Annotated in this window: 23 protein-coding genes; 9 read left to right on the plus strand and 14 right to left on the minus strand. The window is 36.5% G+C overall.

All coding sequences use genetic code 11. From position 1 onward, the window contains the following. Positions 1 to 206: 206 nt before the first annotated feature. The 8 genes from cdd (at position 207) to nudC (ending at position 8,477) form a co-directional block, all read left to right on the plus strand. Complete coding sequence (gene cdd / locus K8P02_RS11340; protein WP_007486568.1) at positions 207 to 689, plus strand: cytidine deaminase; 483 nt, start codon at positions 207 to 209, stop codon at positions 687 to 689. Then, positions 689 to 1,528: an AraC family transcriptional regulator gene (locus K8P02_RS11345; RefSeq protein WP_025867200.1), complete on the plus strand. Its 840-nt coding sequence runs from the start codon at positions 689 to 691 to the stop codon at positions 1,526 to 1,528. The genes cdd and K8P02_RS11345 overlap by 1 nt, the downstream gene beginning before the upstream one ends. A gap of 88 nt (positions 1,529 to 1,616) precedes the next feature. Continuing rightward, positions 1,617 to 2,204, plus strand: a complete 588-nt coding sequence (locus K8P02_RS11350) for a DUF417 family protein (RefSeq protein WP_002561376.1) — start codon at positions 1,617 to 1,619, stop codon at positions 2,202 to 2,204. Between the two features lie 66 nt (positions 2,205 to 2,270). Next, a complete protein-coding gene (locus tag K8P02_RS11355; protein WP_002561375.1) occupies positions 2,271 to 3,647 on the plus strand; it encodes an FAD-dependent oxidoreductase in 1,377 nt (458 codons plus the stop codon). Positions 3,648 to 3,722: 75 nt separating this feature from the next. Continuing rightward, positions 3,723 to 4,259 (plus strand): GNAT family N-acetyltransferase, encoded by a 537-nt coding sequence (locus K8P02_RS11360; RefSeq protein WP_025867199.1) that lies wholly within the window; start codon positions 3,723 to 3,725, stop codon positions 4,257 to 4,259. A gap of 947 nt (positions 4,260 to 5,206) precedes the next feature. Beyond that, positions 5,207 to 6,796 carry a ribosomal protection-like ABC-F family protein gene (abc-f, locus tag K8P02_RS11365; protein WP_025867198.1) on the plus strand — a complete coding sequence of 530 codons (1,590 nt, stop codon included), beginning with the start codon at positions 5,207 to 5,209 and terminating at the stop codon, positions 6,794 to 6,796. Positions 6,797 to 6,855: 59 nt separating this feature from the next. Then, a complete protein-coding gene (locus tag K8P02_RS11370; RefSeq protein WP_025867197.1) occupies positions 6,856 to 7,701 on the plus strand; it encodes a hypothetical protein in 846 nt (281 codons plus the stop codon). Continuing rightward, positions 7,698 to 8,477 carry an NAD(+) diphosphatase gene (gene nudC / locus K8P02_RS11375; RefSeq protein WP_002561368.1) on the plus strand — a complete coding sequence of 260 codons (780 nt, stop codon included), beginning with the start codon at positions 7,698 to 7,700 and terminating at the stop codon, positions 8,475 to 8,477. The genes K8P02_RS11370 and nudC overlap by 4 nt, the downstream gene beginning before the upstream one ends. Before the next feature lie 178 nt (positions 8,478 to 8,655). Here nudC and K8P02_RS11380 read toward each other — a convergent pair whose 3' ends face one another. The 8 genes from K8P02_RS11380 to K8P02_RS11415 all read right to left on the minus strand — a co-directional run bounded on the left by K8P02_RS11380 (position 8,656) and on the right by K8P02_RS11415 (position 17,416). Further along, entirely contained in the window at positions 8,656 to 9,543 is an 888-nt protein-coding gene (locus tag K8P02_RS11380) for a histidine decarboxylase, pyruvoyl type (protein ID WP_025867196.1), read from the minus strand. A gap of 442 nt (positions 9,544 to 9,985) precedes the next feature. Next, a complete protein-coding gene (locus K8P02_RS11385) occupies positions 9,986 to 10,573 on the minus strand; it encodes a sugar transferase (protein WP_025867195.1) in 588 nt (195 codons plus the stop codon). A 31-nt stretch (positions 10,574 to 10,604) separates the two neighbouring features. Next, a complete protein-coding gene (locus K8P02_RS11390; protein WP_025867194.1) occupies positions 10,605 to 11,828 on the minus strand; it encodes a DegT/DnrJ/EryC1/StrS family aminotransferase in 1,224 nt (407 codons plus the stop codon). A gap of 106 nt (positions 11,829 to 11,934) precedes the next feature. Then, positions 11,935 to 13,125 carry a glycosyltransferase family 4 protein gene (locus tag K8P02_RS11395; protein ID WP_223382362.1) on the minus strand — a complete coding sequence of 397 codons (1,191 nt, stop codon included), beginning with the start codon at positions 13,123 to 13,125 and terminating at the stop codon, positions 11,935 to 11,937. Continuing rightward, the gene (wecB, locus tag K8P02_RS11400; protein ID WP_025867193.1) at positions 13,122 to 14,267 is read right to left on the minus strand and encodes a non-hydrolyzing UDP-N-acetylglucosamine 2-epimerase; all 1,146 of its coding nucleotides are present in this window, start codon (positions 14,265 to 14,267) and stop codon (positions 13,122 to 13,124) included. Before wecB ends, K8P02_RS11395 begins: the two co-directional genes overlap by 4 nt. 34 nt (positions 14,268 to 14,301) lie before the next feature. Further along, positions 14,302 to 15,507, minus strand: coding sequence for a UDP-N-acetyl-D-mannosamine dehydrogenase (wecC, locus tag K8P02_RS11405; RefSeq protein WP_025867192.1), 1,206 nt, complete (start codon positions 15,505 to 15,507; stop codon positions 14,302 to 14,304). Positions 15,508 to 15,544: 37 nt separating this feature from the next. Then, positions 15,545 to 16,333 carry a glycosyltransferase family A protein gene (locus tag K8P02_RS11410; RefSeq protein WP_223382364.1) on the minus strand — a complete coding sequence of 263 codons (789 nt, stop codon included), beginning with the start codon at positions 16,331 to 16,333 and terminating at the stop codon, positions 15,545 to 15,547. A 15-nt stretch (positions 16,334 to 16,348) separates the two neighbouring features. Then, on the minus strand, positions 16,349 to 17,416 hold the full coding sequence (locus K8P02_RS11415; protein ID WP_025867191.1) for an EpsG family protein: 1,068 nt from the start codon (positions 17,414 to 17,416) through the stop codon (positions 16,349 to 16,351). On the opposite strand from K8P02_RS11415, the gene K8P02_RS21905 reads away from it, so the two are divergent. Beyond that, complete coding sequence (locus tag K8P02_RS21905) at positions 17,359 to 17,490, plus strand: plasmid partition family protein (protein ID WP_155921439.1); 132 nt, start codon at positions 17,359 to 17,361, stop codon at positions 17,488 to 17,490. The two genes, K8P02_RS11415 and K8P02_RS21905, sit on opposite strands and share 58 nt — an antisense overlap. Before the next feature lie 1,148 nt (positions 17,491 to 18,638). Here K8P02_RS21905 and K8P02_RS11425 read toward each other — a convergent pair. The 6 genes from K8P02_RS11425 to K8P02_RS11450 all read right to left on the minus strand — a co-directional run bounded on the left by K8P02_RS11425 (position 18,639) and on the right by K8P02_RS11450 (position 24,378). Beyond that, on the minus strand, positions 18,639 to 19,904 hold the full coding sequence (locus tag K8P02_RS11425; RefSeq protein WP_025867190.1) for a flippase: 1,266 nt from the start codon (positions 19,902 to 19,904) through the stop codon (positions 18,639 to 18,641). Then, positions 19,898 to 20,992 carry a glycosyltransferase gene (locus K8P02_RS11430; protein WP_223381305.1) on the minus strand — a complete coding sequence of 365 codons (1,095 nt, stop codon included), beginning with the start codon at positions 20,990 to 20,992 and terminating at the stop codon, positions 19,898 to 19,900. The genes K8P02_RS11425 and K8P02_RS11430 overlap by 7 nt, the downstream gene beginning before the upstream one ends. 16 nt (positions 20,993 to 21,008) lie before the next feature. Next, positions 21,009 to 22,274 carry a nucleotide sugar dehydrogenase gene (locus K8P02_RS11435; RefSeq protein ID WP_025867189.1) on the minus strand — a complete coding sequence of 422 codons (1,266 nt, stop codon included), beginning with the start codon at positions 22,272 to 22,274 and terminating at the stop codon, positions 21,009 to 21,011. Positions 22,275 to 22,303: 29 nt separating this feature from the next. After that, the gene (locus tag K8P02_RS11440; protein WP_025867188.1) at positions 22,304 to 23,272 is read right to left on the minus strand and encodes an SDR family oxidoreductase; all 969 of its coding nucleotides are present in this window, start codon (positions 23,270 to 23,272) and stop codon (positions 22,304 to 22,306) included. A 67-nt stretch (positions 23,273 to 23,339) separates the two neighbouring features. Then, entirely contained in the window at positions 23,340 to 23,825 is a 486-nt protein-coding gene (locus K8P02_RS11445) for a UpxZ family transcription anti-terminator antagonist (protein WP_025867187.1), read from the minus strand. Positions 23,826 to 23,835: 10 nt separating this feature from the next. Next, a complete protein-coding gene (locus K8P02_RS11450) occupies positions 23,836 to 24,378 on the minus strand; it encodes a UpxY family transcription antiterminator (RefSeq protein ID WP_007486521.1) in 543 nt (180 codons plus the stop codon). Positions 24,379 to 24,736: the final 358 nt, after the last annotated feature.

Genomic DNA, 24,736 nt, shown 5'->3' on the forward strand with positions numbered 1-24,736 from the left:
GTATTTTAATCTGCGTTTATCTGCGTTTATCCGCGTTTCATCTGATAAAGAAAGCTCTGTGAGACTCAGTGGTACTCTGTGGTGAGTTTGATTCATTATTGTCCAAATGTGAGTTAAATGCCACAAAAATCATAAAAATAATTGGGATTATCAATCTCTTTCCTAACTTTGTAACATTAATTGTAGAACAAAAACCCTTGATAAAGATGAAAGACCTGACGATTACCAGCATTATCAAAGTATACACATTTGATGAACTTAATAAAGCGGAACAGGATCTGATGACAAGTGCAATGGAGGCAACTACACGTAGTTACGCTCCCTATTCGAAATTCTCAGTAGGAGCTGCCGCCTTGCTTGCCAACGGAATTGTGGTAACCGGAACCAATCAGGAAAATGCCGCTTATCCGTCTGGTTTATGTGCAGAACGCACTACCTTGTTCTATGCCAACTCTCAGTATCCCGACCAGCCGGTGCTGACCCTTGCCATCGCTGCCCGTACGGAAAAGGACTTCATCGATCTCCCTATCCCTCCTTGCGGTGCTTGCCGCCAGGTAATACTCGAAACGGAGAAACGCTACAAACAGCCCATCCGCATTCTGCTCTACGGAAAGAAAGAAATTTATGAGGTGAAAAGTATTTGCGATCTGTTACCGCTCTCATTTGACGCCTCAGCCATGAAAGAATAATGATACAACAATATAATACCAAACTAAAAGGAAAGCTCGTCCTTACCGATTCTTACCATACAGACAAAGCCTTGCAAAAGGAAAAGAGCCTTTATAAATTTATCTGGGTACGAAATGGCAGTATTACGCTGGAAATAGATCATCAGGAGGTAATACTTGTGCCGAATGAAGTTATCTCTTTGTCCAACCTGCAACATCTGGAATTCAAATCCATTGACGGAGACTACCTGACACTACTGTTCAATAGTAATTTCTATTGTATTTATGGCAACGACCACGAAGTATCGTGCAGCGGTTTCCTCTTCAATGGTTCCTCACATGTGATCCGGTTCGTATTGGATGACACCGAACAGCAACTACTAAACGACATAACCGATACACTCAGCAAAGAATTCTGCGTATCGGACAATTTACAGGAAGAGATGCTCCGCATTCAGCTCAAACGCTTCATAATCCAGTCTACCCGTATCGCACGCCGGCGCCTGAACATCACACAGGAAAAGGAATACAGTTTTGAAATTATTCGTCAGTTCTTTATTCTGGTAGATACACATTACCGGGAGAAAAAACAAGTACAGGACTATGCCGATATGCTGCATAAATCTCCTAAAACATTATCAAATATTTTTTCAGCCTGCAAACTCCCTTCCCCATTGCGCGTCATTCATGAGCGTGTGGAAGCCGAAGCCAAGCGATTATTACTATACAGCAATAAAAGTTCTAAAGAAATAGCCGGCCTGTTGGGATTTGAAGACCAGTCCTCTTTCAGCCGTTTCTTCAAGAACATGACCGGACAAAGTACTGTACAATTCCGAAATTCATCCGAAGGGAAAAATTGACAAGCGATAAAGCTAAATTGCTATTTCCGGCAAATGGGAAAACCCCGACCTTTGCGTCTATAAGTTAAACCCATAAAAAGTTATAGCAATGAAAGAAAAATTAATCACTCTTCTGACCTTCACCTCCGGTCTTAAAAGTTTCGGTATCATATTTATCCGTGTAGCCATTCTGGTTGTATTCGTCTGGATTGGCGGATTGAAATATTTTCACTACGAGGCAGACGGCATCGTACCTTTCGTGGCAAACAGTCCGTTTATGAGTTTCTTCTACGCTAAGGGAGCTCCGGAATACAAGGAACATAAAAATGCCGAAGGTGCATATGTTCCAGAAAATCGCGAATGGCACGAAGCCAATAATACATACACATTCTCTTACGGACTGGGTGCGCTCATTATGAGTATCGGTATCCTGGTTTTTCTCGGTATCTTCTTCCCTAAAGTCGGTATTATAGGAGATGCACTCGCCATTATCATGACACTCGGCACATTATCTTTTCTTGTCACTACCCCCGAAGTATGGGTACCCAACTTGGGAAGTGGCGAATATGGGTTTCCCTTGCTCTCGGGTGCCGGCAGACTGGTTATTAAAGACATTGTAATCCTGGCTGGCGCAGTAGTATTACTATCCGACTCCTCACAACGGGTATTGGAATCTTTGACAGCTACTACCCGGTAACCGAAACAAATCTCCCGCTTCGGATGTTATAAACCTACAGAATAACCCTTTAAAAAGAATATAGATATGAAACAATATGATGCTATTATCATAGGTTTCGGCAAAGGTGGAAAAACATTGGCTGCCGAATTATCCAATCGTGGCTGGAAAGTCGCCCTCATCGAACGGTCTGATAAGATGTATGGAGGTACATGTATCAACATAGCCTGTATCCCTACCAAAGCATTGGTACATGAGGCTGGGATATCCGGACTGATGTACAAGGAAGACTATAAGCAACAAAGTGACTTTTATAAACAGGCTATTGCCCGTAAAAATGAACTGACCTCTTTTCTCCGAGAAAAGAACTTCAGCGATCTGGATGGTCGGCCCAATGTTACGATCTATACGGGAATGGCTTCATTCACTTCACCCAACACGGTGAAAGTTGTTCTTCCCGACGAAGAGATAGAACTTCAGGGTAAAGAAATTTTTATTAACACTGGAGCTACAAGTATTATCCCTGCCATCGATGGAGTTAAAGAAAGCAAACATGTGTACACCAGTACCAACCTACTGGATCTGGACATACTCCCACGCCACCTTATTATTGTAGGCGGCGGATACATCGGACTGGAATTTGCTTCCATGTATGCAGAATTCGGAAGTAAGGTAACCATACTTGAAGGAGGAAGTGCGTTCATTCCGCGTGAAGACCGTGATATAGCAGACAGTGTACGTAAGGTACTTGAAAAGAAGGGAATAGAAATTCGTCTGAATGCCCGTGCACAGTCCATACATGATACAGCAGATGGGGTGACTCTGACATATACAAACACCGCTGATGACATCCCTTGCTTTGTTGAAGGCGATGCTATCCTACTGGCTACAGGCCGAAAACCAATGATAGAGGGCCTGAACTTACAAGCAGCAGGCATAAAAGTAGATGCACACGGTGCTATTATTACGGATGTACACCTGCACACCACTACTCCACACATCTGGGCAATGGGCGATGTAAAGGGAGGACCGCAGTTTACTTATGTATCTCTGGATGATTTCAGAATTATCCGCAATAAACTGTTTGGTGATAAAGAGCGCACCACCGAAGACCGTGATCCGATAGCTTACTCCGTATTTATTGACCCGCCACTTGCCCATGTCGGTTTGACGGAAGATGAAGCTATCAAGAGAGGATATTCCTTCAAAGTATCCCGTTTACCGGCCACAGCTGTAGCACGTGCCCGTACTTTGCAACAAACAGACGGCATGCTGAAGGCTATCATTGATACACATACCGGAAGAATCATGGGATGTACCCTGTTCTGTGCCGAAGCATCAGAAATTATAAACATTGTCAATATGGCAATGAAAACCGGACAGCATTACAGCTTCTTACGGGACTTTATTTTCACACACCCAAGTATGAGTGAAGTATTAAACCAGTTATTCACATTTGATTGAAATAGATAGTTCTGATTTTTATCTATATTTTTCTTACTTTTGTAACAACATTGCCCATAAAGAGTAAAATTCAAAATGAAAGAAAATCAAACTTATCAATCAAAGATTATGCCATTTACTTTTCGAAAAGCCACCACCGATGATGCAGCCAGAATATGGGAAATCATCCTGCAAGCCAAAGAACAAATGCTTCGGCAACAAAAGCAACAATGGGACGAGACCTATCCCCTACCCGAAAATATAGCCAGTGACATTCGGAACGGTTATGCCTTCGTATTATGTAATGAGGGTGTCATAATAGCCTATGGTGCAGTCTCTTTTGATGGCGAACCGGCCTATGAAGCCATCGAAGGTAAATGGTTAAGTGAACAGCCTTATGTAGTAGTTCATCGCCTGGCTGTGGCCGATGAAATGAAGCAAAAGGGCATAGCTACTCTGTTCATGCAAAAAGTAGAAGAATTTAGTCGCGGGAAAGGAATCCATAGTTTCAAGGTAGATACCAATTTTGATAATTTCTATATGCATAAGATGTTAGAACGGCTTGGCTTTGTATATTGTGGGGAAATAATATATGGCAGGGGAGTTAGGATGGCATACGAAAAGCTCTTATAATCCTTACCTCGCAAAAGTACGTATTTAAATATGAGTTAAATACGTAATTAGTAGTGACTTAAATACGTACTCTTATACCCTAAAAGTACGTACTTTCATAAGCATTGATTTACAAGATGTTAACTGCACTATTTGTGCTATCCATACTCCCCATAATATATAACATCGGAGGTAGTGAAGTCCGAATTAAGAAATTCACTTTTTTGCTAACTCTTCCAGTTATCGATCATGATTATCGGTTTTAGTTTCAAAATACTCAACACGCTGATTGATAGCACAACTTTTAAGAAGATACTTTATTAAGATACTGTTTAGTTTTTGCCAAAGTAAAAGTTGTAATTAGCTTTCAAATTAGTATCTTTGAACCATTGAAAACATTTAGGTTGCCCTCGTCTTTCTACAGGGGCTTTTATTTCGATTCATCCTACAAATGCGTAGTTCGTTAATAATGTTAATTCATTTTTTAACACCCCTGATTTTGCTTTATAAGAATGTACATTTTAGCATATCAAATGTGTACATTTTAGTATCACAAAGATGTACAATTAACACTCGCATAATTGTACACTCTTGCCTATCTTTAAACAGAAGATTTATATTCATTATCAATCAGCAGATTACATCAGAGTGAGTATTTATATTCTACCTTATATTCTCTCTTAAAGGATTTTTATAATTACTTTTTTGACAACTACACATTTATCAAATGAACCTTTATTTTGTCTATTCCAATTTTTATCCTATCTTTGCCACCGAATCAATTTAAACTACCCCGATGAGAATATCTAAGTAAGACAAGACATTTCGGTAAACATCACTTTTTATATGCTATCTTTCTATTGACGCTAAGCATCACAAACGTGTATGTTTAGCCACTATTGTGTTTGTCCCTCCCCTCCTTTTTTTAATTATCCCAAGTATTTAACATTCAAAACCCAGTAGTTAGTATGAGTATATCCATTCAACAAATCACGTATATACATGCAGATAAAGAAATTCTGTTTAAAGACCTTACCCTCTCTGTAAACAAGGGGCAAAAGATTGCATTAATCGGAAATAATGGTTCGGGCAAATCAACCCTGCTACAGATTATAGCCGGATGGCTGCCGCCTTCATCAGGAACGGTGGTCCGGCCGGACGATATCTATTATATTCCCCAACATTTCGGACAATATGACGGACAGACCATTGCACAAGCCTTACGAGTAGACAAAAAAATAGAAGCGCTACACGCCATACTGAACGGTGATGTGTCTGTAGAAAACTTTAATACTCTTGATGAAGATTGGAATATTGAAGAAAGAATACAAGCTGCTTTAGAGTCCTGGGGATTAGGAGACAAAACAGCCTCACTCCCCCTGTGCCAACTCAGTGGCGGAGAGAAAACCCGGGTATTCCTGGCTGGTATGGAAATACATTCTCCCTCCGTAATTCTGCTGGATGAGCCGACCAACCATCTGGATATTCAAGGGAGAAAACGGCTTTATGATTTCATAAAGAAAGCAGCTTCCACACTTATTGTTGTCAGCCATGACCGGACACTGCTCAATCTGCTGAATACTACCTGTGAACTAACCCCAAACAACATTACTACTTATGGAGGCAACTATGAGTTTTATAAAGAACAAAAAGGTATCATGCTAAATGCCCTGCAACAACAACTCGAAGAAAAAGAAAAAGAACTTCGTTTAGCCCGGAAGATAGCCCGTGAAGTGACCGAACGAAAAGAAAAACAGAATGTACGCGGCGAGAAAGCAAGTGCCAGGAAAGGTATTCCACGCATTATGATGAATACATTGAAAGACAGAGCAGAAAAGAGTACTACCAAACTTAATGATATACATGCTGAGAAAGCGGAAAAGTTAACCGGTGAGATGACTCAAATCAGAAGTTCCCTTTCTGATGCGGCAGTATTAAAAACCGATTTTGATACTTCAGGATTACGTATCGGAAAGATTCTGATTACGGCAACCGATATTAATTTTGGCTATAAAGACGAGCTGTTATGGAAAGATCCACTCAGCTTTCAATTGAAAAGTGGTGACCGTCTTTGCATTGAAGGTTCAAATGGATGCGGTAAAACCACTTTGCTCAAACTCATCACCGGAAATATCACGCCCAAGGAAGGAACATTACTCCGTGCCGATTTCAAATATGTCTACCTCAATCAGGAGTACTCTATCATTCAGAATGAACGGAGTGTTCTTCAGCAAGCGGAGGCTTTCAACATTCGCAACCTGCCCGAACATGAGGTGAAAATCAGACTCAATCGCTATCTGTTCCCCTCCACAGTATGGGATAAACCCTGTAAGAAACTCAGTGGCGGAGAAAAGATGCGGCTTGCCTTCTGTTGTCTGATGATCAGTAATAATACGCCCGATATGTTTATTCTGGATGAACCGACCAACAACCTGGATATTCAAAGTATAGAAATCATCACATCGACCATCAGAGATTATACAGGAACAGTGCTGGTAGTATCACATGATAAATATTTTATAAATGAAATAGGAGTGGAAAGGAAAATCATCCTTTAAAATGCATATCTTTGTAACTCTATTAAATCAGAGGTGTTCCTGATGAGAGCATAAAGAGAATGAAAGAACTAAGCAACAAGCTACTACCTATACAGATAGAAGGAGAACTGAATAAAGAGTGGGATTTTTTATCCGAAGAATATATCGGACTACTGGCAAGAACCGGACGGGGAATGAAGTATTCCCTGTCGTTTCCGGTAGAGAGTCATGTGAGTGTCACCTCTCCCCGCACAGGAATAGTATGGAACATTATGATCATGCTTGAAGATCCAAAGGTCATTCATTATGCCTTTTATACCTTCTATACCAACGAATATGGTGAAAAAGGCATCTACCTCATCGACGAATACAGGTGTAGCCGGGTGACGCCCCACTATATGAAGAGGCTCAACAGCCGGTATCTGAAGCCCAAAGGTATCCGGTATAATGACGAACATGACATAATCAGATTCATCTACCTGTCTCTTCTGAAAGATACCGTCATGTGTGGGCATCGCAATACAAAATACCTGGCACACAACGAAGGACTAAGTGTAATAGACCACGCCGGAAACGGAACGGTTACTTACATCACTTTTGTAAACAAAGAAATGCTGCGGGAATATCAGGAACCTTTTGACAAGCGTCGGAAGCTGATGTACCTCATCAAAGAACACCCGAATGCTAAAGAACCACGCCGGCAGCTAAAATTATTAATGGAAGAATTAGGACTCGATTTTCCCACAGAATATTCCAGTATCAAACCCCGCCGGAAAGATCCCATGCAAGCCATGCAAACAGCCTGCGAAAAGGCGCAAATGAGACAGGTGAGAATGCCGGAAACGGGAACCACTATTGGATGCGGACGCCCGTCAAAACAGCAATGGATCAATGAATCGGATATAAAAAAGTTATTAAAGAAATGAGCAAATTAACTACTACCTGGTGGATTGTATTCTACAAAGACCAGCTACTACTTAAAAAGCAGAATAATAAGTTGACAATCCCTTGTAACGAACAACCTCCTCTACCTATCCCGGCAGATACCCATGTACACGAAATATGTATTCTGGAGGGACAGCCCTGCAAGGCCTTCGTAGTCAGCCATCCCATAGAAGAATCCGACGAATATTGTATGACCGGGCTACGTGCTTCTTATGATTTTATCCCGTTGAAACAATACCATACAGCAGGAAAAGCTTTCGAAATACTACATTGGGATCAGCATAGCCGTTTCTGCCCGGTATGTGGCACAAAAACGGAAATGAAAGATACTATCATGAAGAAATGTCCGGCATGCGGAAACGAAATGTATCCTTCTATTTCAGCAGCCATACTGGTGTTGGTACGTAAAGAAGATTCGTTACTATTGGTACATGCACGAAATTTTAAAGGAACTTTCTATAGCCTGGTAGCAGGTTTTCTGGAAACCGGAGAAACACTGGAAGAATGTGTAATGCGCGAAGTAAAAGAGGAAACAGGACTTGATATTAAAAACATCACTTATTTTGGTAACGAGCCGTGGCCCTATCCCAGCGGGTTAATGGTAGGATTCATTGCCGATTATGCCGGCGGAGAAATCAGTTTACAAGACGAAGAGTTGAGTTCAGGAGCTTTCTACACACGTGAGAACCTACCGGAACTGCCACGTAAACTCAGCCTGGCACGTAAAATGATCGATTGGTGGATAAAAAACAATTAAAAAAGAGATACAGGTTACGAAGCACTTACAAACTACAAACGAACAACTTATGAATGAAACGAACACTCCGTTCCTCTCTCAAAAGTATCAATAAACCCGTGTGCCCTCGCAACCTGTATTTTCTCTTTCTATAATCCTGTAATAAGAAACCAATGAATGTATAAAAGGGAAGGCTTCATTACCAGATAGTCAACTCTTCAAGTTTCAATTTCTTTTCCCACTCGCTGATAGTGAGTTGACGCAGGTCGGAGGCTTGCATACCCTCAGGAATTGCATTCTGAGCGAGGTTAATATAAGGGGCACAGGTAAGAGCGCAACCTACCTGATGAGGTTCTACGAATGTGTATTTGTAACCTACATAGATACGTTCGTATTCCACTCCCTGATCTTGTCCGCACAAGGCAATACTATTGGTCACTTTGCGAAGAGTACCTTCAAGATAGCCAATCATCTCAGACTCTGTAGTAGAATCATTTCCGTAGGTATTGGCATCTTCTATGAAAAGAGAAGAACCTTTACTACGGTTTTTCAGAATAGCAATACCTATGGCAGACCATACCCATAGCGGACCACGGGCAGTGACATCCTTATTAGCACAGATAATGTGTGAACCGGGCATAGGCGGAAAACGGCGTTGTTGCTCTTTACCGAACAAGCGCTCGGTAGCTTCGAGTAGCGGACGAACATTGTAAACAGGAATATCAGGTCCATCGGGTTGAGATTGCATGTACATCGGCTTCTCTGCTCCACTTGCAATGTCGTCATGTTTAGCAAGATCAAAACCCCAGACCGCACCATTCAGTCCACAAAAAGAAGAGACAGTAAGCATGTTGATCTGACCAATATAAGCATCATTCTTCTCGCAACGGTCATAAGAAACAATGTTCTCGGTTACTGTATCGAGGTCTTTCACATCGACTGTACCGACGGAGAGCTTCATGGTAGAGATGTATCCCTCACCAGCACCGGGATTCATATATCCTATACAAAATTCTTTACTTGGCCCCACGGCCTGATTAATCACTTTTGAGGCATCATACTTGATGTCAGCTACTAAATCTTTCATATTACTATTGGTTTAGATGTTGCTCATAGAACAACGTTTAACACAGAATGATTAGCCCCAATAGTCTAAAGAATCAAAAAAAAACGAAACGTACTTCCCGCACGGGGAGGTTCGGTAAGCGATGGAAAAAAAGAAATATACCGATCAGTTTTCAACAACATATCAATTCCTCCGTTCAAGGTAGTGTATTCTGATAAAAGTAGCATTATCCATATAAAAGTATTCTTCCATATTTTTTTCAAAATTCTGCATACTGGTTGGATAAAATTATTCATGATTTCACCTATACTAAATTAACAAAAAAATAGCCGAAATCACCTTTAAAGATGACCCTGGCTATTTTCACACTCTGCCTCCAAGAAGAATTACTTCTTTCCCCTTCTCACATAATAAGGAACAAACAAAATTAGAATAATCTCTTTTATTTTTCCCCCGATTATATTTAACGTATGATGCTCCAAAATGTCTGAAATATAATTTTAAAATACTCCTTCACCGAACGATTACATATATATTTCATATTATACCGTATTTTATCGGGCATAATCTGTTCTATATATGCTTTGTCGGGATCTGAAGCCCCTCCAAGAATCGTATTTTCATCTACATATTCAATAGAAGCATAATCCGTAATTCCCGGACGTACACTCAATACCTTCTTCTGTTCATCGGAATATAAATCCACATATTTACGAACCTCAGGACGTGGTCCCACCAAACTCATATCACCTTTCAGCACATTAAACAATTGAGGCAATTCATCCAATTTATACTTCCGAATAAAGTATCCGGTACGGGTTATTCTGGGATCTCTCCCCCCTACCGTTATCAACCCCTTCTTATCAGCTCCCATACGCATTGAACGGAATTTATAGACATAAAAATCCCGCCCGTATTGTCCCACACGGAGCTGTTTATAGAAACCGCCTCCTTTACTTTCGAGGCAAATGGCTATATAAAGAAGAAGAAAGACAGGAGAAAGTAATAAAATTCCCAAAAGGGAAAAAACGATATCAAAAAAACGAATCAAGAAGCTTATCTGTTTAGTGTTTGTAAATATACTATCTGTTTTTTGCAATCACGGTCGTATAGGCCGCCTTTACAGTATCAATAATGAATTTTAATTTTTCACTATCCAATTGGGGATATATCGGCAACGATATCTCACTCTTAAAGTTCTGATAAGCCTGTGGATAATCCTTAATATCATATCCCATCGATTTAAAGAACGACAACATCGGCATCGGTATAAAGTGTACATTCACAGCCACTTCACTTTTAGCGATCTCATCAATCATCCGGTCGCGTTGTTCTTCGGTAAAACCTTTAACGCGTAAAGCATAAATATGATAAGAACTTTCTTTTTCTCCATCCACAGAAGGTGGAACAATAGCCCAGTCACAAGCCGAAAAAGCATTATTGTAAGTATCGAAGACCCGTTTTCTCTCTTTTAGTAACTCCGAATATTCCCGTATTTGCGCCAGTCCGATGGCAGCATTCACATCAGCCATATTGATTTTCATTCCGAAACCAACAATATCATAACGCCATCCTCCGGCTTTTGATTTTGAAAAAGCATCCTTAGTCTGGCAGTTTAGGCTCATCATCCGTAGTTCCTTATATAATTCTGCATTATCAAACGGATTGGGCAAGTTCAAACAAATGGCTCCACCTTCAGCAGTAGTCACATTTTTCACGGCATGGAGTGAAAAGATAGCTATATCAGTTTCACAACCGGTACGCTGATGACTACTGTAGCGTGCTCCCAAAGAGTGGGCAGCATCATTCATCACCAAGATACGTCCCAATTTTTCTTGCACGGAAGATTCCGCACGGAACAATTTTATCATTTCAGATTCCTGCACCAGTGCCATGATCTTTTCATAATCGCAAGGAAAGCCGGCAATATCTACCGGAATAATTGCCTTTGTTTTAGAAGTAATAGCTTTACGAACAGCCTCCACCGAAATATTAAAATCCGTTCCAGAATCCACCATTACAGGTTTAGCTCCGGCATGAAGCACCGCCAACGCCGTTGCACTATAAGTATAGGCAGGAACGATCACTTCATCGCCCTCCTTCACTCCCAGCCAACGCAACATCATAATAGCTCCTGATGTCCAGGAATTGACACAAAGTACTTCTTTTGCTCCCGAAAAAGATTTTATTTCTTCCTCCAAAGCCTTTACTTTCGGACCGGATGTGATCCAACCGGAACGTAACGAATCAACGACTTCGTTGATAACCGCCTCGTCAATATAAGGTGGTGAAAAGGGTATTTTCATAAATGAGTTATTATGATAAAATAAAGTTAGATGCTCTATAATAAGTAATTTCTCTTAATAGAAAAACAATATTGAGCAAACGAATATGCTGTAAAATAACCAAATATTAAGTATTTAATTGAGAGAGGTATTGAAATAGTGCTTTAATCTGTCTAGGTCTATTAAACAAATTTTCTGCAGCATTTTTGCAATTTTCTCTTTTTCGTAACATATCAATATCATTTGAACGAATTAATTTTATATTTTCAATTAATTTCTCATAGTCTCTTGAACGAGAAACCCAACCTAAACAATTTTCTTCAATTATACGCTGCCCTTCTCCTTCACCAGCAAATAAGATAGGAACTCCTGCAGCCATAGATTCATAAATTTTGGAAGGTACAGCTCCGAATATATTTTTCACTAAAGGTATTAAAGTAACATCAGCCTGTTTTAATAAACCTGGTATCTCATCACGCGAAACTCTACCATGAAAAAAAATGCCTCTCTCTGAATTAGTCATCAAAAACTCTTCAATTAAATATTGCTCACCTCCAGCACCATAAATATGAAATTCAGCTCCTAACGATTTAAAATCAATTTTTTGACAAATTTCTAAAATTCCTTGAGCAACCCCCAAAAGTCCGGCATATACAATAATAAGATTACCATTCGTCTTTTTCTTATTTGAGATATTCTGAAAACGTTCTGGCGTAACCCCATTTCTAAAAAGATACGCTTGAGATGCACCATGTTGAGAAACATAGCTGACTATTTCTTGAGATTGCCCCATACATGCTACTGATTTCTTATATAAAAAACATTCTAACTTTTCAAGTATACGATAAATTACTCCATCAGTCAAGACCCCTAACTCTCTTGCAGATAAAGGCCATAAATCAGATATATTCATTATCATTTTAGACTTACAAGTCTTCGATAAGAAATATCCACTCACCCCTAATGTTAAAGGAGGACTTTCAACAATTATAAAATCGAATCTTTTTTTTCGAACGTATTTCAATGAAAACAAAACTGAAAAAGAAAAAGATAGCATACTTAAAACACGAGGCAAAACACGTTTTACATTAGATGCAAACAACCAAAATCTAAATACATCAATCTCATCCAAACTCTCTTTACAAAACCATTTACCTCTATATTCTTTAAATATTTTTCCTGTAGGATAATTTGGCATACCAGTAATAATAGTAATGTCTGCACCACATTTTTTAAGTCCGACAGCCATTTCATAAAGCCGATTTTGAGGTGCTCCCATTTCCGGCTTATAATATTGAGTTAAAATCGCAATTTTCATCTAAGTACGTCAACTATTCGACCAGAAGCTTGACCATCTCCATAAGGATTGACAGCTTTACTCATTTTATCATAATAAGTTTGGTTATCCAACAAAACAGAAACCTCACTAACTATTTTATTATAATCTTTACCTACCAGTTTCACTGTTCCAGCTTCCAATGCTTCCGGTCGTTCTGTTGTATCACGCATTACCAGCACAGGTTTACCCAATCCGGGAGCCTCCTCTTGAATACCTCCACTATCAGTCAACACAATGGCTGACTTTTCCATCAAGTAAACAAATGATAGATATTCCAAAGGTTCTACAAAACAGATATTAGAAAGCTGACTCTCACCAAAAACTTCATAAATAGGTTTACGAACATTGGGATTTAAGTGCATTGGATATATAAAATCTACCTCTGGATATTTTTCAGTTAGAGCTTTTATGGCCTTACAAATTGCAACAAATCCATCACCAAAGTTTTCACGACGATGTCCTGTTATTAATACCAGTCGCTTACCGTTATGCAATCGATTTACATCGTAACCGGACAATAATAATGCTTCACTTAGTTCTCTCTCCAAGAGTTTATCTTTTTTTATTCTATCCACTACCACATGGAGAGCATCAATTACAGTATTACCTGTAACAATTATCTTTTCATCTGTTATCCCCTCTTTCAACAAATTCTCCCGACTAAGCTGCGTAGGAGAAAAATGATAAGTCGCAATGCGCCCCGTTATCTGACGATTCATTTCTTCAGGCCAAGGACTATAAATATTAAATGTACGTAATCCTGCTTCCACATGCCCGACTGGTATTTGTTGATAAAAAGCCGCAAGAGCTGCTGCTGTAGAAGTTGTCGTATCACCATGTACCAACACAATATCCGGAAGGACTTCTTTCAAAACCTTACGCATTCCAATAAGTACACGTGAAGTCACATCATACAAATCTTGCCCTGATTTCATTATATTCAAATCATAATCAGGAGTTATATTAAAGAGATGTAATACTTGGTCAAGCATCTCTCGATGTTGACCAGTAACACATACAATTGTTTGAAATGCCACCAAATCTTTTTGGAATTCTTTTACTAAAGGAGCCATTTTTATAGCTTCTGGGCGAGTGCCAAAAACCAACATTACTTTTTTCATACGTATAACGATATAAGTTTATTATAAAAAAATCCTACTTTTTATAAACTCCACAAAAATCTAGAATTACCTTTTTATTATCATATGGTAAAGACTTAAACACTGAATGAGCCACTAAAAAAACTACAATATCTGCTTTCTTGTAAGCTTTCTTATAATCAGTTAACTTAAAAACTTTATGTTCAACGACATTAGGCTCCACTATTAATAAATCAGCATTATTACAACTTTGCATAACCTTTGTAGTAATATACTTTGCCGGAGCTTCACGTAAATCATCAATATCTGGTTTAAAAGATAGTCCCATCATCGCAATAGTAGGTCTACGATGATGTTCCAATTCAAATCTCAGCATTGCATTTTCAACTTTCTCCGCACACCAAAATGCCTTATAATTATTTATCTCACGTGCTTTCGCTATTAACTGGGATTCTATCGGAAAATCTGTTGTTATAAAATAGGGATCCACTGCAATACAATGACCACCAACACCACAGCCCGGCTGTAGAATATTCACACGAGGATGTTTATTTGCCAAAGAAATCAACTCCCAAACATTAATACCAGCTTTATCACAAATTAAAGAAAGCTCATTTGCAAATGCAATCTGTACATCGCGTGAAGAATTTTCTGTCAATTTACACATCTCTGCAGTTTTACAATGGGTCCGATGAAGTGTCCCTTGTACAAATTTGTTATAAAAAGCAATAGCTTTATCAGTAGAAGCCTCATCTATTCCTCCAATTACACGATCATTATGAACCAATTCATAAATAACATTTCCTGGCAATACACGTTCAGGGCAGTAAGCAATATAAATTTTATCTTTTAACTCTGGACGAAGAGCAAATATTAAATGAGCCATCGTGTTTGTTGTACCAATAGGAGAAGTAGACTCAATAACATACAAATCTCCTTCCTTTAACAATGGAATTATAGCACGTGTTGCAGCTTCGACAAAAGAAATATCCGGTTCATGATTCCCTTTAAAAGGAGTGGGGACTACTATAAAATAGGCATCACTAACCTCTGGCACTGTAGATGCTTTTAATAATCCGTTACCAACTACTTCTTGAAGTATCTCTTGCATACCGGGCTCTATTATGTGTAATTGACCTTGATTAGTCATATCTACAACAACAGGATTAATGTCAACCCCGATAACTTGAATACCATGTTTGGCTGCAATGATGGCTGTAGGAAGACCTATATAACCAAGGCCCATAAAACATGCTTTCATAATCAAATTAATTTATGTATTATTTTTAAACAAATTACTAAATTTTATTACAACCTATAAAAAAATTCTTTGCAAATAAAAATGGTGATATATATTTCCAGTAGTTCTTTAAATAGACTACTCCCATTAATAATAGAGAAAACTGTCCATATAGGCGTTTTATCAATGCGCCATGATATTGAATAAACTCATCGTCATGTCGTACCAATTTCCCTGAAGACTCGAAAGGATGTTGAGATACATAAACAGGATAGTATCTTACATTCATCCCAACATTCAAACAATCCATTATAAACACAGCTTCTTCACCTCCATAAGCAAACAAAGAACTTCCAAGCCCAAACCTTATGTCAAAAATGACATTGAATTGCAAAATACTAGATCTTTTCACAATTATTTCAATACTACTGATCTTAGTAACATTCCATTTCTTTATTGTTCGACTATAAGAAGGGTATGCTTTATAATCTACATTTGTATCTGTTTTTATTTTACCTATGCAAACATCCAAACGTGAATCTTTGAGGAATATACCTTTTACAGTATCAATATATTGATACGTGTATTTGACATCATCGTCAGCAATAAAACAAATATCACCTTTGGCATGATTTAAACAAGCATTACGGTTTAAAGAAAGTCCCTTAGATTTTATTTGAAAAACAGCAACATCCTTGCGCTTCAACTCCAAAGGGATGTAATCATAATCGCTATTCGTAATTTGATGAGAAACAACGTAATGAATATCTTTTCGATAATCAAGTAATACCTCTTTTACGCGATTTATACCTTCATTAAATGTACAAATAAGAATATCGACATTCATAAAAATCTATGTGTATCAATTGAGAAAATAAGAATCATACAAATATTCCCCTTTAGCAAAAAAAGTTACTTTTAATGCATATACCATATATATAAAAAGTAATAATGACAGAAATTTAAAAGTAGATTGGCGTTTCAACGCAATAATTAAATAAACTAATGGTATGCACATCAAAAATTCAAAATACATGCCAAACCGATTCGTAAGAGATAAATTTAAAGCCATTAATCTAACTGAAAAAGAAATAATACCAATGATAAATAAATATCGATGAAAACAAGGAAAATCTAAAAATTTTACTTTTCTTATTGAATACATAAATACAGGAACAAAAGCATATTTTATAAGTTTATCATTGATTCCTACTTCCTGTATATAACCATTTTCTATGTAGCCATCATAAAACGAATATTCCATAATAAATCCAATAAAACTATTATAAAGCGGAACAGCACTTATAATCACACCAATAATAATGATCAAATATAAAATTTTAGAAGTTCGGATATTCTTCAAGAAAAAAAACAATAATAAAAATAAGGATAACAATAAAGCAGACTTATGAATAAGTACTGAAGCAAGCATCAAAAGACTCATGACAACATAATTACGATTTAGCATTTTCAATACGGATAATGTAAAAAAATACATAGCAAAATACTGTCGTATACCATTCATTTGATTATTAAATATTGTTGAGAAACAAATATATACAACAAATAAAACCCAAATATTTTTATTGGAAACAATCAATTGTGATATATAAAAATACAATATAACCTCAATAAAGACAATCACTAAAAGAATTCCTTGCCCGTATATTCCAATATTATGACAAAATCGAATTAAAAAAACGAATAACAATTCACCATTATCAATATATCTAGATAAACTTTCTCTACCTACAAATAATTTCATATAAGAGAAATAGTCTGTACCCACATTATATTGTCCACCTATAATTATTACCCAGAGTAATATAATAGGTGTTAAGAGGAGATAATACTTATATAATTTAGTAGAATATTTTCCTAAAAAATAAAAGTAAACCTGAGAATAGAACAAAAAAAACAGATAAACCACTTAGGATAACTTTAAAGAATACAAGTGTCTGCCCCTATTATAAATCGAATCAAAAAAAATTTCTTGTCCATTAAACGTCCACTTAGGATGTAAATCACATCTCATCTCTCGACTATACAATAGCGAATGATGAAAAGTACCTAAACACAAACTTTTATTCATTGAAAAATCATATAATAATAAATATTGAGTACATGAATTATCAGGATATGAATCAGTTACCAAAAGGCCATTCTTTACAGTAGGATGTCCATCACCGAATGACTGAAGTTCTACGTTTTGTATAGGAGTAATTTTAACGGGATATAAATCTATTACATAATACATATCTCCGATATCAAAACGTCTCATATAAACAATGATCTGTTTATTATCAATCCAACTATAATGACTCACCATATCATTATCACTTAAAAGACTTATTTTCTGTGATTCGAATTCATAAAGAAAAAGTCGGTCTATCTTTTTACCTTTAATAAAAAAACGATGAAGAAAAATAAAACTTTCTCCGCTTGGAGAAAACATAATATGATTTACCTTATGTGCAGTTACTTCTTCAATATCATAACGAATTGGAAAAGTTTGCAACAATCTCTCTATAGATAATAGCAAGATACAGGAATTGCACTCTAAATCTACTATATAAACACCATCATTACTTATATCTTTCAATTCCTCCTTACTCATGGCAACATTAAAATACCCATAATCTGGACGCAAAAGAGCCAAACGACTAAAATTTAGAGATAAAGCTTTATTATTACAGACATCATAAACAGGATAATCTATCGAAGTACTTATATTCATTTGTACATCATACAATTCTGAATAATATCTTTTTTTAACCAAATCATAATTATTAAATATAAATCTATACTTTCCTATCCATTGTACCTTCGAGCCTTGCTGCCAATTGTATGCATATACAAGAAAACGCTTCACTATTACATTATTAACACAATCAAAAACAATTAGATTTATCGGGCAGTTAGGGTTTGGTTTCTTTTTTGTAGAATGAGAAGTTGAGTAATAAAGAATATATTCACCTGTTTCATTTTTAGGAGATTTATCATAATATCCAAAAAATGTTTCATTTTTTCCATCCTCATATCTGATCAGTTCGTACTTGCTATCCACATGCTTGAAACTAATATGAGGTAAATATTTAATAAACGATAGTATCAGATTTATAAAGTGTACCAAACAAGGATACTTTTTGATTTCAGACTTCAACCATTTTACAGTCCTCATTGGAATAATATTTTTTAGAATAAATAAAAGCAAATATAGTTATTAAAGACACCAAAATAAAATTAGATATTAATGCAATAACAGCAGCAGCCTGGGCACCATAAAGAGGAAGATAAATATAATTTAAAACAATGTTAATAGCCAATGGAGTAATATATATCAGAACTCTTTTTTTATACCACGCTCCACTTTCTAATATCTGAGAGCCCCATACTGCAAATAAACGCATTGGCAGATACCATACCAAAAGATTCAATAACAAAGCAGAATTACCATAAGCTGTTCCATATAACAATTTTATAATAGAATCAGAAAGAAATGTTGCCAATAAAGCACATAAAATTACAAAGAAGGTAAGATAAGTAATATACTTCAATAGCTTCATCCGAAAACTTCTCAAATGTATTTTCTGAACAGAATTAGGAAATAGTGAGGTAGATAACGATTGAATAAAAACAATACCGATCTGGACCATTTGCCAGGCAACACTATAGTATCCTACTTCAGTAGAGCCACAAATCACATTTAACATCTGAATATCAATTTTCAAAGAATATACATATATAATAGATACAATCCCGAAATAGAAAGATATATAAAATACTTTTCTAATATACGGTATATCAATTATAAATTGATACTGATACCCGTAACGCCTCTTCAGCCATTTCATTTTAAATAATATGGAACATAAAAAGCCTAACAAAGTAGATATGACCAGATTAGTTAGTTGTAAACCAAACAAAACATTTAATAAAATAAAGCTTCCAATATAAACTACAATTTTCACTAACTCGCCAAATGCAACAAACTTTAATTCTTGTTTAACCCAAAAGAAAGAATAACAGTGATCTTCCAATGGTTGCAATAATACCATTATTGCAAGAATCATTATCAAAGGAAAATTAACTGTGTCCCAATATAAAAAATAACAAATAGTAATGCAAAAGACGAAAGAAATAATACTAAAAACAAATCTGGCAGGAAGAATCTTGTTAAAAAGCTCTATTTGATTATCCAAATTTCGTGAAGCCTCCCTTACAATTGCCATTTGAAGACCAAATGTTGCAAAAATCAAAAAAAGACCTACATATTCTGTAGAAGAAGAAATATATCCATAACCATTCGGACCTAATATTCGTGCAACATAGATATAAAATAAAAAAAGCACGATTTTAGTTATTAAACTCGAAGAAACAAGATATGCGATGTTACCGATTACTTTATTTTTTACCATATCGACTTATCTTTTAAAGAAGGAATTATAACCTCTCTCACTATGTTCTTCCACGAATATTGTTTCATAGACTGAGTAATATCAGTAAATACAAACCTACTTCTTTCTCTATATAATTTCTCCAGCGCAAGAAAAAAAGCATCCGGGTTATCATCACACAGTACTCCATTCTTAGAGCATATAAGTTGTTTATTGGCATCTGTATTCGTAGCCAGGCAAACAAGTCCGGATAATGCATATTCAAAAACTTTTGTCGAAGGCTGGTTATTATAATATTTCACCATAGGTATATATGCGATTCCAATATTGGCTTTAGCAAAATAAGTAGAAAATTCCGTATATGTTTTACGACCTACATAGTTAACATAATCATTCAAATGGCATGTGTTAATAGCATTTTTTATATTACGGATTTCATCCTCATCTCCATATCCGATTATAGTATAAGTTATCTTTAGACGTGAAGCGTACTTGTCACAAAACTTTTTTAATCCGTAAATGGTTTCATAAATACGTCTGAAGTTAAAAGTACCAACATAAAGTAGATTGAAATCATGTTCATAACTTTTTGACTGGACCGAGTACACATCTGCCCCTAATGGTAGATAGACAATTTTCTTCATATTTAAATGAAGCATCCGAGCCAACTCTAAAGATAAAATATAAATATGACTAAAAAAATAACTTTCAAATGTCAGCAGAGCATTTAATAAAACAGACTTTACTCTCGACTTATTTACAGCACCAGTTCTAATATCTAAGAACACTCTTTTCTTTCTTCTCAGATTCAGAAGAAGTACTGAAATAAATGGAATATACTTTAAAATAATAATAGTATTGATATCTAATGTATTCAAATACTGCTTTGACTTTCTTATATATGAAATAGTATTCGAAAACACAGATTTTTCATTTATTGATAGATATTCAATTGTAACGTCTGGTATTTCCTCAATTCTTGGTAACCCTTTATCAACAGAAAGAACTGTTACATCAAAACCATACTCTGATAAATATTTAGCATATTGATAATATCCCGCTGCATATCCAAATTGATCAGGAATTACAAAACAAATTTTAGTTCTCACAATAACAAACTCCTATTTATAATCTACCTGCCACCATTTTAGAATTTAGTACTCCTTTCACATCATATATAACACTAGAAGAATTTACAAAACGATTTATATCAAGATTTTCAAAATCTTCATGTGCTACTGCCAAAATAACAGCATCAAATTTACTACTCAATAACTCATTAGTAGTTTTAATACTATATTCTTTCTCTACAATCATCGGATTCGCCCAAGGATCGTATACGGATATATTCACTCCATACTCCTTTAGTGCATGATAAATATCAATTACTTTCGTATTTCTTACATCTGGGCAGTTTTCTTTGAATGTAAAACCAAGAATAAGTATATTGGAATTTAATACTTGGATACCTCTTTTCAACATAAGTTTTACGACTTGATTAGCTACATATTCGCCCATCCCATCATTCATTCTACGCCCAGCAAGAATAATTTCAGGATTATAGCCATATCGTTGAGCACATTGTGCTAAATAATACGGGTCCACCCCAATACAGTGGCCGCCCACCAATCCTGGTTTGAATGGTAAAAAATTCCATTTTGTAGAAGCTGCCTCCAGGACATCCTGTGTATCTATTCCCATTCTTGTGAATATTTTGGATAATTCGTTGACGAAAGCAATATTGATGTCACGCTGTGAATTTTCAATCACTTTAGCAGCTTCGGCAACCTTTATAGTAGGTGCAGAATGTGTTCCGGCTGTGATAACCGATGCATATACATCATCAACTATACGAGCAATCTCAGGAGTAGAGCCCGATGTTACTTTCTTGATTTTTTCTACAGTGTGTAATTTATCTCCCGGATTAATACGTTCCGGCGAATATCCTGCAAAAAAATCGATATTATATTTCAATCCAGACACCTTCTCAACAACCGGAATGCATTCATCTTCAGTTACACCAGGATAGACAGTAGACTCATAAACCACAATATCACCTTCAGAAATAACCTTACCAACAGATTCACTCGCTTTGTACAGAGGTGTTAAATCCGGATTGTGATTTTCGTCAACAGGGGTAGGAACCGCAACTACATAAAAATTACAATCTCTTATATCCTCAATGTTAGAAGTACATACAAAACCATTTTCAATTGCAGATCGAAGTAGCTCATCAGCTACCTCTAAAGTCGCATCATGTCCCTCCATTAAAGCAGTAACACGTGCTTGATTCATATCAAAACCAACAGTTTTATATTTTGTTGAAAACAGACGAGCCAAAGGAAGTCCGACGTAACCTAATCCGATTACGGCAATTTTTATTGTATCCATAAATATTTTACGATTTAATGATTATAAAATCAGATATTCTCCCAGTACCATTTTACAGCCTCTTTTAATCCATCTTTCATGCAATATTGCGGATCATAATTTAAAAGAGTTTTAGCTTTATCAATAGATGCCAAAGAATGGGGAATATCCCCCTGACGATTAGGGCCATGTGCTATTTCTACCTGGCTTATTTCCGGATCAAATTCACTCAAATACATTTTCAGATAACTAACCAATTGGTTCAATGTCGTACGTTCTCCAAATGCCGTATTGTATATCTGATTAACAGCTGCCGGGTTAGTAGTTGTCAATGCCAACATATTCATTTGTATTACATTATCAATATATGTAAAATCACGGCTATATTCTCCATCTCCATTTATAACAGGACTTTCGTGTTTCATAAACTTTTTTACAAATAATGGAATAACAGCTGCATATGCTCCAAATGGGTCTTGACGTCTACCAAAAACATTAAAATATCTCAATCCTATGTATTCAAAATTATAGGTACGTGCAAAAACATCTGCATAAAGCTCATCTACATACTTAGTAATTGCATAGGGAGAAAGAGGGTTTCCAATTATATTTTCTACTTTAGGAAGTGACTGACTATCACCATAAGTAGAGGAACTTGCAGCAAAAACAAAACGTTTAATTCCAGCATCTCGCGAAACTACAATCATATTAAGAAAACCTCCAATATTAACTTCATTGGTAGTAATGGGATCTTTAATACTACGTGGAACAGAACCTAAAGCCGCTTCATGTAAAACATATTCCATCCCATCCACCGCCTTTCTACAGTCTTCTATATTACGTATATCTCCTACAGATAACTCGAAAGAATCAGGATATTTTTTCATTAAGGGTAATAAATTCTCAACCTTTCCAGTAATAAAATTATCAAGACATCTTACCTGGTGCCCTTCCTTTAGTAAATACTCACAAAGGTTAGAACCGATAAAACCAGCTCCACCCGTCACTAATACCTTCATATCTTTTTATATTGTAATTATTTTACTTTAATTCCGATTAGACAAAAGTTAGGAAAGCATATAAAATTCAATTACATTCTTCCCAATTCGGATACGGATATTCTTCCAGATTCTTCAAATATTCAATAATCCCCTGTTCTTCTTCCGATAGCTCTTTACCGTTCCAGCTCTCAATTATTATGTATGCTTCTCGGATAAGCTCCTCTTCAAACACTTCCCCATAACAATACGTTAGCAATTGTACCTTTAGCAATGAGGCAGACAAGTGTTTAAGTACTTCCCAGCAACGATTCAAAATTGTTTGAATACGCTCTTCCTTATCCCCATCATTGTAAATCGTAGCATTATATCCTTTCAAGAGCGCCAGACACAGCGAAGCTTCCTCTTCAAAGGTACTACCGCGCTGGTGATATAAGGCATTGGCTTTTTGAAAAACCTCGTGGTTCAAGCGAGTAAAATCATCGCTGTAAATAGGAGTATCGTCTATACCGAGATAAAGCAACTCGTCCGCCAAGGTAGACAAGGCGGAAACTTCAGATTCTAATGAATTCATATATCAATGATTATTTTTCAATAATAGGTTCAACAAGGGAAGGATGAATGAAAGTAGTGGCAACGGCCATCACTCCATCAATGGATACAACGACGCGACGGTCATTCCTCACACGAACAAATTCGCCTTCAACACCGGCGAAAACGCCACCGATGATACGTACACGGGTTCCCTTACGGAGTGCCGGCTCAGAAGGATCGAGATAGAGTAAAGCTTGATCGTGATTCCCTGAAATAGCAATAAAACTGCGCATCTGAGAGTCTGGAATGATAATGGGACGATGACACTCACGATTCATAATATAACGAATAGGCAACGTTGTACCGTGCAACTCCTTCATAGCATCAATACGGTTACGGGAAGAATAAACAAATATAAGATTATGAACTGCAGGAACTAATTTACGTACGCGGCGTTCGTTTTTCAAAATAAATTCATAACGCATAGGGATAAAGTTTTCGATACCCTCGCTATCAAGATATGATTTCAAGGTAAGCTCACGGCCGTAAGTGACACGCAGAGCGTACCAGCAAATAGTTGTTTTATCGTTCACAAAAGGATATTCTTTGGGGACACCAGAAGAGTGAAATACCTCCCGGCTAAATTATGTAATGCGAATATTGATGAAGATCTTAATGCATTCATATCATTTCAAAACACTCCACTATCGCAGAAGGAGGTACATGAAATAACTATATTACTTAAAATATTGTAAACGAATCATTTAAATAGAAATAGTGTTTCAATAAACGTTCGTTTAATGACACATGTTTTTTTTAAAGATTTCAAACAGATAACGATTATAGAATAATAGGTTAAACCACCAATTTTATCAATCTGATAATATATTGAATATAAGAAATTTACATCTCTATTTTTCAATACCCTCAAAAATAATCATAAGAATATTT

This window comes from Bacteroides nordii, assembly GCF_019930665.1.
Taxonomy (GTDB): Bacteria; Bacteroidota; Bacteroidia; order Bacteroidales; family Bacteroidaceae; genus Bacteroides; species Bacteroides nordii.

Excerpts from the sequence above, each read along its gene's own strand:
- cdd (WP_007486568.1), top strand. The coding sequence starts at position 207 with ATGAAAGACCTGACGATTACCAGCATTATCAAAGTATACACATTTGAT.
- K8P02_RS11345 (WP_025867200.1), top strand. The coding sequence starts at position 689 with ATGATACAACAATATAATACCAAACTAAAAGGAAAGCTCGTCCTTACC.
- K8P02_RS11350 (WP_002561376.1), top strand. The coding sequence starts at position 1,617 with ATGAAAGAAAAATTAATCACTCTTCTGACCTTCACCTCCGGTCTTAAA.
- K8P02_RS11355 (WP_002561375.1), top strand. The coding sequence starts at position 2,271 with ATGAAACAATATGATGCTATTATCATAGGTTTCGGCAAAGGTGGAAAA.
- K8P02_RS11360 (WP_025867199.1), top strand. The coding sequence starts at position 3,723 with ATGAAAGAAAATCAAACTTATCAATCAAAGATTATGCCATTTACTTTT.
- abc-f (WP_025867198.1), top strand. The coding sequence starts at position 5,207 with ATGAGTATATCCATTCAACAAATCACGTATATACATGCAGATAAAGAA.
- K8P02_RS11370 (WP_025867197.1), top strand. The coding sequence starts at position 6,856 with ATGAAAGAACTAAGCAACAAGCTACTACCTATACAGATAGAAGGAGAA.
- nudC (WP_002561368.1), top strand. The coding sequence starts at position 7,698 with ATGAGCAAATTAACTACTACCTGGTGGATTGTATTCTACAAAGACCAG.
- K8P02_RS11380 (WP_025867196.1), bottom strand. The coding sequence starts at position 9,543 with ATGAAAGATTTAGTAGCTGACATCAAGTATGATGCCTCAAAAGTGATT.
- K8P02_RS11390 (WP_025867194.1), bottom strand. The coding sequence starts at position 11,828 with ATGAAAATACCCTTTTCACCACCTTATATTGACGAGGCGGTTATCAAC.
- K8P02_RS11395 (WP_223382362.1), bottom strand. The coding sequence starts at position 13,125 with ATGAAAATTGCGATTTTAACTCAATATTATAAGCCGGAAATGGGAGCA.
- wecB (WP_025867193.1), bottom strand. The coding sequence starts at position 14,267 with ATGAAAAAAGTAATGTTGGTTTTTGGCACTCGCCCAGAAGCTATAAAA.
- wecC (WP_025867192.1), bottom strand. The coding sequence starts at position 15,507 with ATGAAAGCATGTTTTATGGGCCTTGGTTATATAGGTCTTCCTACAGCC.
- K8P02_RS11410 (WP_223382364.1), bottom strand. The coding sequence starts at position 16,333 with ATGAATGTCGATATTCTTATTTGTACATTTAATGAAGGTATAAATCGC.
- K8P02_RS11425 (WP_025867190.1), bottom strand. The coding sequence starts at position 19,904 with ATGGTAAAAAATAAAGTAATCGGTAACATCGCATATCTTGTTTCTTCG.
- K8P02_RS11435 (WP_025867189.1), bottom strand. The coding sequence starts at position 22,274 with ATGGATACAATAAAAATTGCCGTAATCGGATTAGGTTACGTCGGACTT.
- K8P02_RS11440 (WP_025867188.1), bottom strand. The coding sequence starts at position 23,272 with ATGAAGGTATTAGTGACGGGTGGAGCTGGTTTTATCGGTTCTAACCTT.
- K8P02_RS11445 (WP_025867187.1), bottom strand. The coding sequence starts at position 23,825 with ATGAATTCATTAGAATCTGAAGTTTCCGCCTTGTCTACCTTGGCGGAC.